This is a genomic window from Erythrobacter sp. JB1-15 (assembly GCF_057365035.1).
The window spans coordinates 2,992,366-3,008,579 of record NZ_CP200295.1 but is presented as its reverse complement, the minus strand read 5'-3'; the positions used below and the strand labels follow the sequence as shown (position 1 = coordinate 3,008,579).

16 protein-coding genes and 1 pseudogene are annotated in these 16,214 nt (G+C 58.4%); 11 read left to right on the top strand and 6 right to left on the bottom strand.

All coding sequences use genetic code 11. From position 1 onward, the window contains the following. Positions 1–237 precede the first annotated feature (237 nt). Positions 238–1,032: an outer membrane protein assembly factor BamD gene (locus AC0V6L_RS14525; protein ID WP_486154883.1), complete on the top strand. Its 795-nt coding sequence runs from the start codon at positions 238–240 to the stop codon at positions 1,030–1,032. Between the two features lie 4 nt (positions 1,033–1,036). Here AC0V6L_RS14525 and AC0V6L_RS14520 read toward each other — a convergent pair whose 3' ends face one another. Next, on the bottom strand, positions 1,037–1,474 hold the full coding sequence (locus AC0V6L_RS14520) for a DUF1499 domain-containing protein (protein WP_486154882.1): 438 nt from the start codon (positions 1,472–1,474) through the stop codon (positions 1,037–1,039). Positions 1,475–1,622: 148 nt separating this feature from the next. On the opposite strand from AC0V6L_RS14520, the gene recN reads away from it, so the two are divergent. The 5 genes from recN to AC0V6L_RS14495 are packed head-to-tail and all read left to right on the top strand — an operon-like array spanning position 1,623 to position 7,524. After that, positions 1,623–3,290 carry a DNA repair protein RecN gene (gene recN / locus AC0V6L_RS14515; RefSeq protein ID WP_486154881.1) on the top strand — a complete coding sequence of 556 codons (1,668 nt, stop codon included), beginning with the start codon at positions 1,623–1,625 and terminating at the stop codon, positions 3,288–3,290. Next, on the top strand, positions 3,290–3,790 hold the full coding sequence (locus tag AC0V6L_RS14510) for a hypothetical protein (RefSeq protein ID WP_486154880.1): 501 nt from the start codon (positions 3,290–3,292) through the stop codon (positions 3,788–3,790). Before recN ends, AC0V6L_RS14510 begins: the two co-directional genes overlap by 1 nt. Beyond that, entirely contained in the window at positions 3,787–5,850 is a 2,064-nt protein-coding gene (ligA, locus tag AC0V6L_RS14505; protein ID WP_486154879.1) for an NAD-dependent DNA ligase LigA, read from the top strand. The genes AC0V6L_RS14510 and ligA overlap by 4 nt, the downstream gene beginning before the upstream one ends. Beyond that, positions 5,847–7,037 carry a sterol desaturase family protein gene (locus tag AC0V6L_RS14500; protein WP_486154878.1) on the top strand — a complete coding sequence of 397 codons (1,191 nt, stop codon included), beginning with the start codon at positions 5,847–5,849 and terminating at the stop codon, positions 7,035–7,037. Before ligA ends, AC0V6L_RS14500 begins: the two co-directional genes overlap by 4 nt. Further along, on the top strand, positions 7,030–7,524 hold the full coding sequence (locus tag AC0V6L_RS14495; protein ID WP_486154877.1) for a CinA family protein: 495 nt from the start codon (positions 7,030–7,032) through the stop codon (positions 7,522–7,524). Before AC0V6L_RS14500 ends, AC0V6L_RS14495 begins: the two co-directional genes overlap by 8 nt. Here the strand turns inward: AC0V6L_RS14495 and AC0V6L_RS14490 are convergent. From AC0V6L_RS14490 to AC0V6L_RS14480, 3 genes and pseudogenes are all read right to left on the bottom strand, one after another. Then, positions 7,521–8,011: pseudogene (locus tag AC0V6L_RS14490) on the bottom strand (DUF2459 domain-containing protein). The gene AC0V6L_RS14495 and the pseudogene AC0V6L_RS14490 overlap by 4 nt on opposite strands. A gap of 187 nt (positions 8,012–8,198) precedes the next feature. Next, complete coding sequence (locus tag AC0V6L_RS14485; RefSeq protein WP_486154876.1) at positions 8,199–9,110, bottom strand: 50S ribosomal protein L11 methyltransferase; 912 nt, start codon at positions 9,108–9,110, stop codon at positions 8,199–8,201. A gap of 76 nt (positions 9,111–9,186) precedes the next feature. Beyond that, a complete protein-coding gene (locus tag AC0V6L_RS14480; protein ID WP_486154875.1) occupies positions 9,187–9,912 on the bottom strand; it encodes an SDR family NAD(P)-dependent oxidoreductase in 726 nt (241 codons plus the stop codon). A 143-nt stretch (positions 9,913–10,055) separates the two neighbouring features. On the opposite strand from AC0V6L_RS14480, the gene sdhC reads away from it, so the two are divergent. The 5 genes from sdhC to AC0V6L_RS14455 all read left to right on the top strand — a co-directional run bounded on the left by sdhC (position 10,056) and on the right by AC0V6L_RS14455 (position 14,570). Next, on the top strand, positions 10,056–10,445 hold the full coding sequence (gene sdhC, locus AC0V6L_RS14475) for a succinate dehydrogenase, cytochrome b556 subunit (RefSeq protein ID WP_486146489.1): 390 nt from the start codon (positions 10,056–10,058) through the stop codon (positions 10,443–10,445). Positions 10,446–10,448: 3 nt separating this feature from the next. Further along, on the top strand, positions 10,449–10,835 hold the full coding sequence (gene sdhD, locus AC0V6L_RS14470) for a succinate dehydrogenase, hydrophobic membrane anchor protein (protein WP_486146487.1): 387 nt from the start codon (positions 10,449–10,451) through the stop codon (positions 10,833–10,835). Positions 10,836–10,873: 38 nt separating this feature from the next. Further along, positions 10,874–12,691, top strand: coding sequence for a succinate dehydrogenase flavoprotein subunit (gene sdhA / locus AC0V6L_RS14465; RefSeq protein ID WP_486155157.1), 1,818 nt, complete (start codon positions 10,874–10,876; stop codon positions 12,689–12,691). Between the two features lie 6 nt (positions 12,692–12,697). Continuing rightward, on the top strand, positions 12,698–13,447 hold the full coding sequence (locus AC0V6L_RS14460) for a hypothetical protein (RefSeq protein ID WP_486154874.1): 750 nt from the start codon (positions 12,698–12,700) through the stop codon (positions 13,445–13,447). Positions 13,448–13,571: 124 nt separating this feature from the next. Next, positions 13,572–14,570 (top strand): C13 family peptidase, encoded by a 999-nt coding sequence (locus AC0V6L_RS14455; RefSeq protein ID WP_486154873.1) that lies wholly within the window; start codon positions 13,572–13,574, stop codon positions 14,568–14,570. On the opposite strand, the gene AC0V6L_RS14450 is transcribed toward AC0V6L_RS14455, so the two are convergent. Both AC0V6L_RS14450 and AC0V6L_RS14445 read right to left on the bottom strand, forming a co-directional pair. Then, positions 14,571–15,143, bottom strand: a complete 573-nt coding sequence (locus tag AC0V6L_RS14450; RefSeq protein ID WP_486154872.1) for a peptidylprolyl isomerase — start codon at positions 15,141–15,143, stop codon at positions 14,571–14,573. It abuts the gene before it with no gap. Further along, the gene (locus AC0V6L_RS14445; RefSeq protein WP_486154871.1) at positions 15,140–16,171 is read right to left on the bottom strand and encodes an esterase-like activity of phytase family protein; all 1,032 of its coding nucleotides are present in this window, start codon (positions 16,169–16,171) and stop codon (positions 15,140–15,142) included. The genes AC0V6L_RS14450 and AC0V6L_RS14445 overlap by 4 nt, the downstream gene beginning before the upstream one ends. Positions 16,172–16,214 lie beyond the last annotated feature (43 nt).

Here is a 16,214-nt window from a genome sequence, read left to right as displayed (position 1 = left end):
AAACCTGCGTGTATGCCCGCTCATCTTGCGCTCTTTAATCGCCTCAATCGATCAATCGCCGCTTTTGTGATCGATCTGATTTTTACGCTAAGACCCGTGTAACATGCGGTCCATGTGTGGCTCAGCTGCGGTGAACCGAGCCATCCGCGCAAGCGCTTGCTTGCCATCCCCGGACAAGTGCGCATCTGGCGTGCAACTTCACTTGGCGTTCACGTGCGCGCTGGCTATAGGCAAGCCATGACACGGATTACGCGCACATCGATCGCCAAAATGGCTCTTACAGGGGCCGCCATTGCCACTCTTGCTGGATGCGGGGGAGGGTCCGCGAATGAGGACGTGGCCTATGTCGCGCGGGATGTGGAATCGCTCTATGGCGAGGCTCAGCGGCGCCTAGACAAGGGCAACACGCTGGTCGCAGCCGCGCTGTTTGATGAGGTGGAACGCCAGCATCCCTATTCGCCCTGGGCCCGGCGCGCGCAGCTGATGAGCGCGTTCAGCTACTACATCGCGAGAGACTACAACAAGTCGATCCAGAACGCGCAGCGGTTCCTGTCGATACATCCGGGCAACAAGGATGCGCCCTATGCGTACTATCTGATTGCGCTGTCCTATTACGAGCAGATCTCGGATGTTAACCGCGATCAGAAGATCACAGAACAAGCGCGCACGGCTTTGCGCGAGGTGAACCGGCGCTTTCCGCAGACCGAATACGCGGCTGATGCGCGGCTGAAGCTGGACCTCGTCGCGGACCACCTGGCGGGTAAGGAGATGGAGATCGGACGGCATTACCAGCGCTCTGGCCAGTGGCTGGCCTCTGCCATCCGGTTCCGCAATGTGATCGAGAAGTTCGAGACGACCAGTCACACGCCAGAGGCTTTGTACCGGCTGACGGAGAGCAATCTGGCGCTTGGCATTCCGAATGAGGCGAAGAAATACGCTGCTGTTCTGGGGGCGAACTATCCCGGTGATGAATGGTATGAAAAAGCGTACAAGCTGGTTGAGAAGCACGCGGCAGGCGTTGAGGCAATCTGAAGGGTTACGGGGTGAGCTGGGCTCTGAGCGCTTCCACACGCTTGGCATTGGCCCCGGCATCAGAATAGCCAACCCGTGATGCGGAGCGAACTTCGACCCCTCGGCCGGATTTGCGCAATTCGAGATCATCGACGAACCCGAATGTGGGTGAGGTGAACTCGGCAGCGATGTAATCGCCTTGCTGCACAGTGATGGCGGCGCCCATGGCTTTCAAAGCTTCAGGCATGGCATCCCACGCATCAGGTGCAAAGGGATCGACTGCCTTCTCAGGCGCTGTCCCTGCCTCGCTGGAGACGCAATTGGGTTTGTCAGGGCAGGGAGCAAGCGTGCCGTCTACGAGGCCGGGGGCTGATCCGTTCTTGGAGCTTTGCCCCAGATAGATGAAACCGCCTATGCCGATTGCTACAACGATCACAGCTACAATCAGAACCGTCTTAAGCATTGTCATCCTTACCTGTAATTCTGGATATTCGCGGAAGCCAGATAGCACAAATCTGCTTCGTTGCTGAACCTTGGTCGATCACGCTTGGCGAAAACTGTGCGCAGATGCGTGACGCGGGGGAGACAAGTGGTTAGATACCATTTCTGCAATGCTCACCCGGCTTTCCATCCGCAACATCGTCCTTATCGAAGCGCTTGATCTTGATTTTGCGCGCGGGTTGGGTGTGCTTACGGGGGAAACGGGGGCGGGCAAATCCATCCTGCTTGACGCCGTGGGGCTGATCCTGGGCGACCGGGCTGAGACATCTTTGGTGCGGTCAGGCGAAGACAAGGCCTCCGTCACGGCCAGTTTCGAGTTCAGCACTCTGCCAAAACAGATCGCAGAAACTCTGGATGAGGCCGAGATTGAATGCGAGCCGGGTGAGCCTTTGCTGATCCGGCGGCAGGTCAAGGCCGATGGCGGGTCAAAAGCCTTTATCAACGACCAACCCACCAGCGCGCGCACTCTGCGCGATATCGCGCCTGCTCTGGTTGAACTGCACGGCCAGCACGATGATCGCGGGCTTGTGAACCCGCGCGGTCACCGGGTGCTGCTGGATCGGTATGCCGGTACAGATCTTGAAGGATTGTCTGCTTGCTGGGCGGCATGGGCCAAGGCCGAGGCGCAATTGTCAGAGGCGCGCCGTCAAATCGAAAAGGCGCGCGAGGACGAGGAATTGCTGCGAGCGCATCTGGCAGAGCTCGAAGCGCTTGACCCGCAAGTGGGAGAGGAACTGGAGCTAGCCGGCGCGCGCGCGGATATGCAAAAGGGCGAACGGCTCTCCGGCGATCTCGAAGAATTGCGCCATTTGTGGCAGGGTTCAGACGCGCCGCTGGCAACCTTGCGGGTGGCTGCGCGCAAGCTTGATCGCATTGCCGAAGAACACCCATTGCTTGCCGAGGCATTGGCCGCGCTTGATCGTGCTGTGATCGAAGCGGGCGAGGCAGAGGATAAGCTCCAGGACGCCGCAAGCGCGCTCCATTTTGATCCCGCGGCGCTGGATGATGCGGAAACACGCCTGTTTGAACTGCGCGCGCAGGCCCGCAAACATCGCTGCGAAGTGGATACGCTGCCCGATCTAATGGCCGAAATGCGCGGAAAACTGGATGCGATCGAAAGCGGCGGTGCTAATCTGAAAACACTCGAAGCGGCCGCTGAAAAAGCGCGCGCGGCTTATGAGGCGGCAGCGGGCAAAGCGCACAAGGCAAGGGTGAAGGGCGCCAAATTGCTCGATAAAGCGGTGGCGGCGGAACTGGCTCCGTTAAAATTGGACGCTGCGCGCTTCCTCACCGCGATTGCGCCGCTAGAGCAGGACAAATGGGGCGTAAGCGGCGCGGATGCGGTCGAATTTCTGATCTCGACCAATCCCGGCGCGGATCACGCGCCGCTTGGCAAAATCGCATCGGGGGGTGAATTGTCGCGCTTTATCCTCGCGCTTAAAGTGGCTTTGGCGGAAAAAGGCGGGGCGGCGACCATTATCTTTGATGAGATTGACCGCGGCGTGGGCGGGGCGGTGGCCTCTGCGATTGGTGAGCGGCTGGAGAGGCTTGCGGCGCAAGAAGGGCAATTGCTCGCCGTGACGCACAGTCCCCAGGTGGCCGCGCGCGGGGGGCAGCATTACCTCATTGCCAAATCGTCCAGCGGCACAGTCACCAAGACGGGCGTGGTTGAGCTCGATAGCAGCGGCAGGCAAGAAGAGATCGCCCGCATGCTATCAGGCGCTGAGGTAACACCCGAGGCGCGCGCGCAGGCGGACAGGCTGTTGGAGGGCGTTTGATGGAAATTATACTGGCTTCGCTGGCTGCATTGCTGCCTTTGGCGGCGATTGGCCTGACGACTTTGGCTGCGTTTGCTGTGATGATTGTCTTGGGCTTGCTCACGGAGATGAGCTTTAAACGGTTGTTCTTCGTGTCTTTCGGCCTGGGGTTGCTCGCGCCGATCCTGGCCGGCGCGGGGATTGCCAGCGCTATTGCCGATGGATCGTTTGACCGCGATGTGCGCGCTGATTTGGGTGACGTGATTGATCTGCCTGAGAATTTGAGCGGTGATTGGGGTGAGAAACTTTCCGAACTGCAGGACATTTCGCGTCAAGTGGAAACCGGCGATATGACCAATGAAGAAGCCAAAGCGCGCGTCGAAGAGATTTTCAGCGGGTTTGAGGACTTGCAAATCCGCTTTGATACAGACGGGAGCGATGCGGGCGATGAGGCGGCAGATGCAGGTGTGCCGCTAGAATTGCCTGAGGGCGCGGAAAGCGAAGTCGGCGGGGCGGAATGAAGGCGGGTTCTTTATCCGAAGCCGAAGCTGCCAATGAACTGATGCGTCTGGCCCGCCAGATTGCGCGGCATGACAAACTTTATCATGCGCAGGACAATCCTGAAATCACCGATCAGGAATATGACGCGCTCACTCGCCGCAATCGTGAGCTGGAAGAAGCGTTTCCGCATCTGATCCGCGATGACAGCCCGTCGCGCAAAGTGGGGCACGCTATTGCAGCTTCGCCTTTGAGCAAAGTGACGCATGAGGTTCGCATGATGAGCCTCGACAATGCCTTCAACCCAGGCGACGTGGCCGAATGGGCCGCGCGGCTCAAGCGGTTCCTCTCGCTTGCTGAGGACGCGCCTTTGGCGTTTACGGCTGAGGACAAGATTGACGGGCTTTCGTGTTCGCTGCGCTACGAAGCGGGCAAGCTTGTGCGCGCCGCCACGCGCGGGGATGGGCAGGTGGGTGAGGATGTGACGCCCAATGTGGCGCATATCGCCGATATCCCACAATCGCTCCCCGCCGGTGTGCCCGATATCTTCGAAGTGCGCGGTGAGGTGTATATGGAGCGGGGCGCTTTTGCGGCGCTCAATGAAAAAGCCGATGCGGATGAGACCAAACGCTTTGCCAATCCGCGCAATGCCGCTGCTGGATCGCTGAGGCAAAAGGATGCGAGTGTGACCGCCAAGCGCCCGCTGAGGTTCTGGGCGCACGGCTGGGGCGCTGCATCTATGGTTCCGGGGGAGACGCAGGCGCAAGTGGTAGATCAATTGGGCCGCTGGGGATTTCCGATCTCTCCCCTGTTCACCCGCGTGGAAACTGTCGAGGCGCTGATCGAGCACTACGAGGCAATCTCGGCTGTGCGGCCTGATCTTGATTACGAGATTGATGGCGTGGTGTACAAGGTCGACCGGCTCGATTGGCAGGCGCGGCTTGGCTCGGTTGGGAAAGCGCCGCGCTGGGCTATTGCGCACAAATTTCCGGCTGAACGCGCGCAAACCACTTTGGAAGCCATCGACATTCAGGTCGGGCGCACGGGCAAGCTTACCCCTGTCGGCAGGCTTTCTCCCGTGCTTGTCGGCGGGGTGACGGTTACCAATGTGACGCTGCACAATCGCGATGAGATTGAACGGCTGGGCGTGCGCCCGGGAGACCGCGTGGTGATTCAGCGCGCAGGCGATGTGATCCCGCAAGTGGTGGAAAACCTCACCCGCGATGAACCGCATGACACATACGCCTTCCCCGATGCTTGCCCCGAATGCGGCAGCGAGGCTGTGGCCGAAGAAGGCGAAGTGGATGTGCGCTGCACCGGCGGACTGATCTGTCCGGCCCAGCGCACGCAGCGGCTGGAGCATTTCGTCAGCCGCAAAGCGCTCGACATCGAAGGGTTCGGGACCAAAACCATCGCGCAATTCTTTGATCTGGGCTGGCTCGAAAGTCCGGCGGATATCTACCGTCTGAGAACGCGGCGCGAGGAGATTCTCGCGCTTGACGGGTGGCAGGATAAGTCTGTCGATAACCTGCTTGCGGCTGTGGAAGAAAAGCGTGAACCCGATGCCGCGCGCCTGCTGTTTGGCCTTGGGATCAGGCATGTCGGCGAAGTGACCGCGCGCGATTTGATGAAGCATGTCCATGAATTGCCTGCCCTTCGCATATTGGCTGAGCAGGCCTGTGCAGGCGGCGAGGATGCTTTGTCAGAGCTTACCAATATCGACGGCATCGGCCCCAGCGTGGTCACAGCTCTTGGCGATTTCTTCCATGAACCGCACAATGCCAGCGTTTGGGAAGACTTGCTGAGCGAGGTCTCTCCCCCGCGTTATGAAGTGGAAACGCTGGACTCGCCCGTCGCAGGCAAAACGGTGGTCTTCACCGGAAAGCTTGAAACCATGAGCCGCGATGAAGCCAAAGCGCAAGCCGAACGTTTGGGAGCAAAAGCAGCGGGCAGCGTGAGCGCCAAAACCGATCTGCTGGTCGCGGGGCCGGGCGCGGGGGCAAAGCTGAAGAAAGCGGCAGAGCTTGGCATTGAAACAATCGACGAGGCAGGCTGGGCCGATATTGTGAAAGCGGCGGGATGAGCCGCCGGATTGAATTCAAGCTCAAAAGCGGATTATCCGCTTACTTTGCGAAACTTGTGCACGACCTTGAATCGCCAAAACAAGTCCGGCGTTTTGGCAGTGGCTGGCTAGCTGGATTTTTCGCGTTCCTGTTTTCGATTGCGGGACTTGGGCTGGTGATTGCGCTGCGATTTCCAGAATGGTTCGCAACGCCGGAACTGGACATCGTCAAAGAATGGGCTGGCTTTCGGACTGTTGTGCACGCGGTGTTGTTGGCTAGCTATTCTCTTGCGCTGCTAAGCCTGCTTCTGCGACCGCGAAAAGTTCTGGGCGCCAGTGCTCTGGTAATAGGCATAGCTGCTGCTTTGCTAGGAGGAGCCAATGTCCAGCCCGACGAGACTCAAAGCTGGGGCGTGTTTTTCGGGCTAGATTTCTTCATCATAAACTTGCTGGTGACGGGATTTATGTTCGCACCTTTGGAACGTCTGTTTCCCCGTGACAGAAAACAGCGATTGTTTCGCCACGAATGGCGTGAGGATTTGTTCTACTTTCTCGTCAGCACAATGTTTGTGCAAATCCTTGGTTTTCTAACTCTTGCGCCCTCTAACATGATCAACGCTAACTCGAATTCATGGGATGCATTTCGTTTGTGGGTCGCTCAGCTGCCGTGGCTAGTGCAATTTGCGGTCGTACTAATTGCATCTGATTTCGCGCAATATTGGTATCATCGTCTGTTTCATAAAGTGCTGTTTTTGTGGGGCTTTCATGCGATTCATCACAGTGCCAAATCGTTGGACTGGCTTGCTGCATCGCGCATGCATTTACTCGAAGTAATCCTGCTACGAATGGTGACCAGTTTGCCACTGTTCACGCTGGGATTTAGTCCAGCGGTGATGCAGGCTTACCTGGGTTTCATTTTCGTCTGGTCATCATTGCTTCACGCCAATGTCGGCGGCAACTTTGACAGGCTGGGCCATTGGATCGCGACACCGCGTTATCATCATTGGCATCATGCGCTCGAAGACGAGGCGTTTGACAAGAACTTCGCCATCCATTTTCCCTGGATTGATAAAATGTTCGGCACGTTTTACCTCCCGAAAGGACATTGGCCGCAAGATTATGGAATTCCTGAAAATGTCCCGCGGTCCTATTTTAGCCAGCTGATCTATCCTTGGCGACGAGCGCAGAAGGACTGCGAAGATGCTTGAGCAAACTCACCCTCAAGCCTCGCGCATCGCAAGCCTCCTCCGGACGCGCGGGGAGAAAGTCGCCGTCGCCGATGGCGCAACCGGGGGGCTGATTGCAGCGAGCCTTCTCACGGTGCCCGGTGCGCTTGATTTTTTTGTGGGCGGGGGCGTGGTCTATTCGCTTCGGGCTCGCGATGTTCTGTTTGATTTGCCGCGCGGTGCTTACAAGGGGATGCGCGGGGCGAGTGAGGAATATGCGCTTCTCCAAGCGCGCGCGATCCGGGACAATTTCGGCGCTGAATGGGGGCTGGCGGAAAGCGGTTCTGTTGGCGGATCATCGCATCCCACGGGCGCTGCGGCGGGCACGAGTGTTGCGGCTTTGGCTGGGCCGAATGGCAAAGAATTCACGCAAAAACTCGAAACTCGCAGCGATGATCGTATTGCCAATATGGAGAGATTTACCCGCAATGCGCTGGGTCTGCTTGAGGCGCGGCTTTCGCCCACCTAATCCGCCTCAGGCACCCATTTCATCACTCCCCCTGATAATGGCGACCACCACCCAGTCGCAATGCCAGCTTTGGCCAATTGATCGCTGGTCCATTGGTTGCACGTATTGCCAAGGTGATAGGTGCCTTCCGCGTCGTAAAACACATCGTTGCGGTCATATCCGGCATAGGCTTTTCGCTTCTTTGCCGGTTTCATCTGCGCGGTGATTTGCGCTGCCAGCTTGCGGTATTCTGCGGGGCGCACGCGCAGCACGCGGTAATCAGGATCAGGCGCAGGGCGGACATAATGCGCAACATGTAGAACGCCATCGCCGCCGCTTAAAGCGTTGACGGCGACCGCCGGGCTCAGATCGCTCCAACTGGGGGTTTCGAGGAAGAATGCACGTTCCCCCAGCTGACGGCTACATGGGTGTAATCGCGCTCGGGATCGGCAATATCGCGTCGCGGGAAAGCGGTGCGCCAATCGTGTTCGGGCGTAACGAGCGGCATGGCGATTTCGGTGTGGATGCCATTGGTGCCGATCATGATCTCGATGCCTGTTGCTGGCTGCTCCCAATCTCCATTGCGCGGCACGGAAGATCCGATCCATGCGCTCAGAGCAAACAGGAGGGGTAAAGCGATCAATACGGCGGCTATACGTTTTGCCGCCTTTATCCCGAGCGCTCGCAATGCCTGTTCAGCCATGCACAATCCTGCGTTTTAGCCACAGGATCGCCCAATCGCCGCGCTCTAAGCGGGCCGCGGTGCGAAAGCCTGCTTTGCGATAGGCGCGGCGCACTTTGGTCTCCTGTTCGCCTGCCAGCAGACCTGCGAGCACCAAGCTGCCCTTGGGCGCGATGCTGGCGGCGAAATCAGGGGCGAGATCCACCAGGGGCCCTGCAAGGATATTGGCAATGAGCAAATCATAAGGCCCGCGCAGCGAGAGCAGCGGATCATGCATCCCATCGGCAATCACCATGGTGAGCGCGCCGGGGGCGCTGCCTATCGCGATGTCGTTAAGCGCGCTGTTCTCATGCACCACATCAGCGCAAATGGGATCGATATCGGAAGCGGTGACGCGCGCGCGGGGCCACAAATGCATTGCAGCAAAGGCAAGCAGCCCGGTGCCTGTGCCAATATCCGCGATCCTGCGTGCGGGAAGGCCAGCGCGTTTGACCGCCTCCAGCATTTCCAGACACCCTGCGGTTGTCTCGTGCTGTCCTGTGCCAAAGGCCTGCGCTGCCGGAATGGTGAAATTGATCGCATCTGCAGCAGGGGGATAATTGGGAGTATGGACGTAAAACGACCCCGCGCTGATCGGCGGCGCGCCTTGCTGGCTTAAGGTAAGCCAGTCTTCTTCTTCAAGCTTTTCCACGCCGATCCGTGGCGCTTTGCCTGCGAACAGAGCGGCGATCGCCTGTTTTTGCGCGGCGGCAGGCTTGCGCGGATAATACGCCTCCAGCACCCAGTCATCGGGTCGCTCCTCTGCAATTTCGCGGCCCGTAATCGTCAGTTCAAAATCCCATTCCTCCAGCTCGTCATGCGCTAAAAGAGCGGCCTGAACCACGCGTTTGGGTGCGTATGCGGTGAGGAGATAGGTTTGGGTCATCTGTGTTTCTCTACCGCCAATCGCTTGGAAGGGACCAGCCTATTTTCGCAGAAACGGTGGAGATGCACTCCAAATCTCACCGGACAAAGCTCGCGCCATTCGCGTCAATCACGGCGCCTGTCATGCTGGGCGGGGCATCGCAGGCGCAAAATGCGGCGATGCTCGCGATTTCTTCGGGTTCTGCCACGCGGCCAAGGGGTATATCTGATAATAGCCCATCACCGCCGCGGCTCTCCAAATAATTTCCAGCCATCGCCGTATCGGTAAAGCCTGGCGTGACAGCGAAACTCAACACGCCATCGCCAGCATAGCCGCGCGCTATTGTCTTGTGCATCGCCACCATCCCACCTTTTGCCGCAGCATAATGCCAGTGATCGGGCGAATCGCCTCGATAGGCTGCGCGGCTGCCTATATGCACCAATCGCCCGCGGACACCCTCGCCATCACGGTCTCGCGATAGCCAGTGCTTCACAGCGAAACGCGACAATTGCGCAGCAGATGTCAGATTGATGCGCAGCGTATCTTCCCACGCATCCATCCATTCAATGTCCGATCCTTTGAGCGGGTTTGCCTCAAACAGACCCGCATTGTTGATAACCGCGTCAATTTCACCGTCGGCCATCGCCAAGGCCTCTTCCCACAGGGCCTGCGCAGCAAAAGTGCTGTTGAAATCCGCCGCCAATTCCTCCGCGCCATCGCCGCGCGTGGAATGGCCGATCACCCGGCACCCGCGAGCCTCCAGCGCTTCCCTGATGGCAGCGCCGATCCCGCGGCTTGATCCGGTGACTAAAATGGCGCTCATGGCAGATCTCTATCCCCAATTTTGCAACTCGTTATCTCAATCTTTGCAAGAGAGCTATGCGCGATGCGCTTGCCTCTATCGCATGGTGCGCTAAGTGAAGAAGAAATGACAGTTACGCATTCTAAGGTTTTGACGGGATCACTATGAACAACAGACCGCTTTCGCCGCATCTTCAGATATGGCGCTGGGGGCCGCATATGCTGGTTTCCATTCTCCACCGGGCCACAGGCGATGGCATGGCGCTGGTTGGGCTGGCGCTGCTGGTGTGGTGGCTGGGCGCGATTGCGTCGGGCCCGTCGAGCTATGAATTGTTCTATGGTCTGATGACATCGCCAATGGGTTACATCGTGATGGTCGGCCTGACCTGGGCGTTTTTCACTCACATGATGAGCGGTCTGCGCCATTTCGTGCTGGATATTGGCGCGGGCTATGAATTGTCGATCAACAAGATGTGGTCGATCCTATCGCCGCTGATCGCTTTGTTCGCGACTGTTGCCGTGTGGCTCTACGTCTTTTTCGGCCAGGGGAGCTGATCCATGGGTAACGGAACCTCAATCGGGCGCGTTCGCGGGCTTGGCTCCTCTCACGAAGGCGCACATCATTGGCTGGTCCAGCGCTTTACCGCGATCAGCAATCTCGTTTTGATGAGCTGGCTTGCGGTCAGTTTTTTGATGCTGGGCGATCTGAATTACGACGCGGTGTCGGCCTGGCTTAAAAAGCCGATTGCCGCCGTGCCCATGATGCTGCTGGTTATCAGCCTTTTTTCGCATGCACGCATGGGGCTGCAAGTCCTTATCGAAGATTACGTTCACAATCCCGGCACCAAATTCGGAGCGCTCTCTGCGCTTAATCTGGCAGCCTTTGGCGGCGGCGCATTCGCACTGTTCAGCGTCGCAAGTCTCGCATTCGGAGTTCAAGGATAATGGCAAGCAAGCCGGCAAACGACGCATCAGGCCCGGACCTGAAAGGCTCTTACAAGATCATCGACCACACCTATGACGTTGTCGTCGTGGGTGCAGGCGGATCGGGCCTGCGCGCAACCATGGGCGCTGCCGAAGCAGGCCTGCGCACCGCCAACATTTCCAAGGTTTTCCCCACACGCAGCCACACAGTCGCAGCGCAAGGCGGGATCGCGGCTTCGCTTGGCAACAACACGCCCGATCACTGGACCTGGCACATGTATGACACCGTGAAAGGGTCAGACTGGCTGGGCGATCAGGACGCGATCGAATATCTCGCTCGCGAAGCGCCCCAGGCAGTTTACGAGCTGGAACATGCAGGCGTTCCGTTTTCCCGCAACGAAGATGGCACGATTTATCAGCGTCCCTTTGGCGGGCACATGCAAAATATGGGCGCAGGCCCGCCAGTGCAGCGCACCTGCGCAGCGGCTGACCGTACCGGGCATGCGATGCTTCACGCGCTCTATCAGCAGAGCCTGAAATACGATGCGGATTTCTTCATCGAATATTTCGCGCTCGACCTGATTATGGCCACTGTCGATGGCCAGCAGAAATGCGTCGGCGTGATGGCGATGTGTCTGGATGACGGGACCATCCACCGTTTCCGCGCGCAATCTGTTGTGCTGGCCACCGGCGGTTATGGCCGCTGCTACTACACCGCAACATCCGCGCACACCTGCACCGGCGATGGCGGCGGCATGGTTTTGCGCGCTGGCCTGCCCTTGCAGGATATGGAGTTCGTCCAGTTCCACCCGACCGGCATTTACGGCGCAGGCGTGCTGATTACCGAAGGCGCACGGGGCGAGGGCGGATACCTCACCAATTCCGAAGGCGAACGCTTTATGGAGCGTTACGCACCATCGGCCAAAGATCTCGCATCGCGGGACGTTGTCAGCCGCTCAATGGCGCTGGAAATGCGCGAAGGTCGCGGGCACGGGGCAGAGGGCGATCATATCCATCTGCATCTTGACCACATTGATCCCGATGTCTTGGCCGCGCGCCTGCCCGGCATTACCGAAAGCGGCAAGATTTTCGCAGGTGTTGATCTGACGCGCGAAGCTTTGCCGGTAACGCCGACGGTCCATTACAATATGGGCGGCATCCAGTGTAACTATCACGGTCAGGTTGTGACCATTGGTCCTGATGGCGATCCTGACAGCGTTGTCCCAGGCCTTTACGCCGTGGGTGAGGCGGCCTGTGTCTCTGTGCACGGCGCAAACCGTCTGGGTTCAAACTCTTTGATTGATCTGGTGGTCTTTGGCCGAGCAACTGGCCTCCACCTCAAAGAAAACACCGTCGCAGGCGCAAGCCAGCCCGAATTGCCGGGCGACAGCGCCGATTTCGCGCTAACCCGCCTCGATCACTTCCGCTATGCCAAAGGCGGTTCGCCGACGGCAGAAATCCGCTCTGATATGCAAAAAGCGATGCAGAAACACTGCGCCGTCTTCCGCGATCAGAAACTGATGGACGAAGGCGTGCAAAAGCTCGCCGATCAGAACAAGCGGATGGAAGACATCCACGTGACTGACCAATCGCTGATCTGGAATTCGGACCTGATCGAGACGCTGGAGCTCGACAATCTAATGAGCCAGGCCAATGTCACCATGGCATCTGCTGCGAACCGCAAGGAAAGTCGCGGCGCGCACGCGCATGAGGATTACCCTGACCGGAACGATGCCGAATGGATGAAGCACACCGTCGCCTGGTTCGATGGCTGGGGCGGCCGGGGTAGCAATATCCGCATGGATTACCGCCCGGTGCACGAATACACACTGACCGAAGACGCGGAATATATCGAGCCTAAGGCGCGGGTTTACTAGCGGCATATGACCCAAAGTTTTGAGAGGCTCGCCCGTTTGCCGCTAGCGCTGGTCGCTACGGCGGGAGCGGGCGTCTTTTTCTACGGGCAAACGATGCCAGCATACAGTGATGTTCACGCAGCGAGGCAATTGAAAGGCCCGGATGCCTGCGATGGTCGCGGCGTGGTCGAGGGGTGGCATGAAAGTTTGGCGGCGCTTGAGACTATGCGCAATCCGGTTATGCAGGGCGGCGCCAGTCTCGCCTTAGCAGCTATCTCTGCTTGGTTGATCTTACTGGTGTTTAGGAAAACGGATGCGAGTAAGGTCTGGACGCCCACCAACCCATTGACGTTTTTTGTTTTAGGTGCAGTTGTGCTGGCTCTCAGCTGGCAATCCTCAATGTTCAGCATCGAGCTTGACGCAGCGCGAGGTGAGTTTCCTTGGTGCGCCGATAGCATCGGCATACCGATGATGTATATGAGCACTGCTTACGTTATGCTTTTTGTCGTTTGCTCGATCGTCGCAGCCGCCATTGTATACTTCTTTCGCGATCTCCCTGTGCCATTGTTTGCGTGGGAAAAGAATCAGCGATTGCGAAGTTGGCTGATAAGCACTCCATTTTTTGTGATCGCCCTGATTATTGTTTTTCTCGCTTTGGATGGCGCGATCCTATCTACATTCTTTGGCACTCCGGCGGCGGTGCTCGCACTCTATCTAACTGAGGCGAGCCGGTCGGCACTAATCAGCAACTTGTCTTCTGATCTCGAATTCGAATGACGTACCTATCGTTCGATTTAAATTCGTCATCGCAGGTTTGGTCCCGGGCCCCGCTTTTGATGGCTTGAGCAAGACCCAACCAAAAACCTTGCACTTCGCGCCCTAACCCGCCAGCCTTGCGTCTATGATCAAAGGTGCACTTTTGGGGCTGGGCCTTGCCGCTCTGGTCGCGGTTCCTGCTATTTCGCAGTCCTCGTCAAGCAGCGATTCTGCGGATAACCCCAATCAGCCGCCTGAGCACACGGTGCCCATTCCGAATCTCGCCACGGGCAAAACGCGGTCTGAAAAGCGAAAAAGCTTTGATGCCGCCCCGCAGTTCCAGCGCGGATTTGCGGCGAAAGACCTGCTCGAACAGCGCCGCCGCCTCGACAAAGCGCTCGCTGCGATCCAGCCTCAGCGGCCCGGCGTGGTGGACGCCTATGTGGTTACCATCGCCCTCGATAGCGACCCCGTTTTTGCTCGCGAAGCGCGCGAAGCCGGGCGTGTGCTGGGCGCGCGCTTCGATGCGGGCGGGCGCACGCTGACGCTGGCAGGGCCGGATGGCACACGCGATGATCGCCCGCGCGGGTCCATCGATACGCTGCTCGTCAGCCTTGCCTCCATCGCGGAGAAAATGGACCGCGATGAAGATGTGCTGGTGATGTATACGACCAGCCATGGGCTGAAATTGGGGCTGGCTTACCATTACGGTGATGAGGGATACGGCGTGCTCAGCCCCGCCAAGCTGGCCGAGGTGCTGGCCGAATTGGGGATCGAGCGGCGCGTGCTTATCCTGTCGGCGTGTTATTCAGGCGTGTTTATTCCCGCCCTAAAAAGTGAAGACACCGCCATCCTCACCGCCTCGGCGGACACGCGCACCTCGTTTGGCTGCCGGGCGGAGAATGATTGGACATTCTTTGGCGATGCTCTGATCAATCGCGCTTTGCGCAAACCGCAGCCCCTTGGCGATGCCGCATCAGAGGCTGGGCGCACGGTGGCCGGGTGGGAGATTAGCCAGCGTCTGCTTGCATCCTTGCCCCAAACCTCGATTGGCTCTGGGGTTGCCGAGTGGCTGCCGCAGTTGGAAGAACGCATGCCGCAAACGGCCAGCGCTCCTGTCGGACGGCCCGCTGTGGGCGAATGATTACGGCGTGCTGGGCATGACTGTTTCGGCTCGCCGCGCCTCCACAATTGTGACGGGGTCCGCCAGCATCTGGCCTTTCATCCAGCCTTCGCCTTTGGCTGCATCAACCGGGCTAGCGTGAATGGCGGCCACCACATCCATTCCATCGGTGACATAGCCGAACACCGCATAGCCATGCTTCCACACTGGATCATCTGAGGCGGGCTTTGCATCAAGGCCGCTTTGATCGCCCAGCATGATGGAGAAATCACCATTGGCGGTGCCGGGTTCGCCCATCGCCATCGAAATCGCGCCTTTGGTGTGGCTGAGGCCGGTCATATTGGTTGGCTCATGCTCAATGCCGGGCAGGATGCGTTTGGGATCCCACTGCGCGCCGCCCTGGATTAAGCCATTGGGCTGGTCGCCCCATTCGATCGACATGGCGCGGTAAAAAACGACACCGTCAAATCGGTCCTCATCCACATATCGCAGGAAATTTGCGGCCGTGATGGGCGCGCGCTCGGTTTCCAGCGCGATGGTGATGTCGCCCAGCGCCGTTTCGAGCACTACCGAAGTGGTCTCGTATTGCGTCACAGGCGGCGGCGCTGTGATTGAAGGCGGGGGATTTCGTCCTGTTTGATCTCGAATTTCATCAACAGCGTGTTCTGGCAGCCATCGCGTGTTCGCTTCATGCAGTTGTTAAAATTGTCATCGGACGCGAGATAAAGATAGCGGCGGCCATTGTGTTCGCGAAAGGCGAGGCCTTCGAAATTGTCGAGCGTGAGCGGTGGTAAGAAGGTTGCGAGGTTCCGCGCTTCTTTGCCGGGCGATAATTCGACGATAGCTGCACGGTTTCCCTCACCAGATCGATAGCTGCGATAAAGCACGTAGCAGATGTCGTCGACCGAGCATGTGGCATCGACGGGCGCACCGTCATGTTCGGCCACTATATCGGGAACAGCCAGCTTGAATTGCTGTGATCCGCCCATGGATGAGAGCGAACAATTGGGGCGTTCTTCTGGTTCGCGTTCAACGCACGCAATCATGACGTCGGTGCCCACGGCCAAAGTTTCGAGGCCTGCATTCGGCCCGGCATCTTCGGTGAGCTTGATCGCAGAATTTGTGCCTGAGCGAGCATCAGTCGCCGCGGCAGGTCCATCCAGAGATGCATAGCGCCACACCCGATGATCGCGCTCGAACGCGATCAGCCACCCGCCTTCCGGATCGCGCGTTATAGCCTCTGCATCGGAGAGCTCTTTCTTCTTGAGCTCTTGGCCTTTCAGATCGCGCAGCCTTCCGATGTCTATTGCGGTGAGATCGACCAGGTCGCTGCCCGTTTCATCGGGCACAATGCGCATCCAGCGGCCATCATCGCTTACCGCCCATAGCGCGTCATCGTGCCATTCCAGCCCTGATATCCCGCCAATATCATGCTCGCCGGGATCGATTTTGATGCCGCCTTTATAGACAAGTTCGCCCACTTCCGCCGCTGCTGCATCGTCCGGGTTGAGAGGAACCTGCTCTGTCTCTGCCCAGATGTCCTGTTGCGCAAGTACATACTGGTGGGGGAGGGGTGTCAGGCAAAAGCAAAGGAAAACGAGGCTGCGGGTGATCCAGGTCATTCGGCCAAGAATATCGGCGGTTTATCGAAGAGCAAGCTTCAAT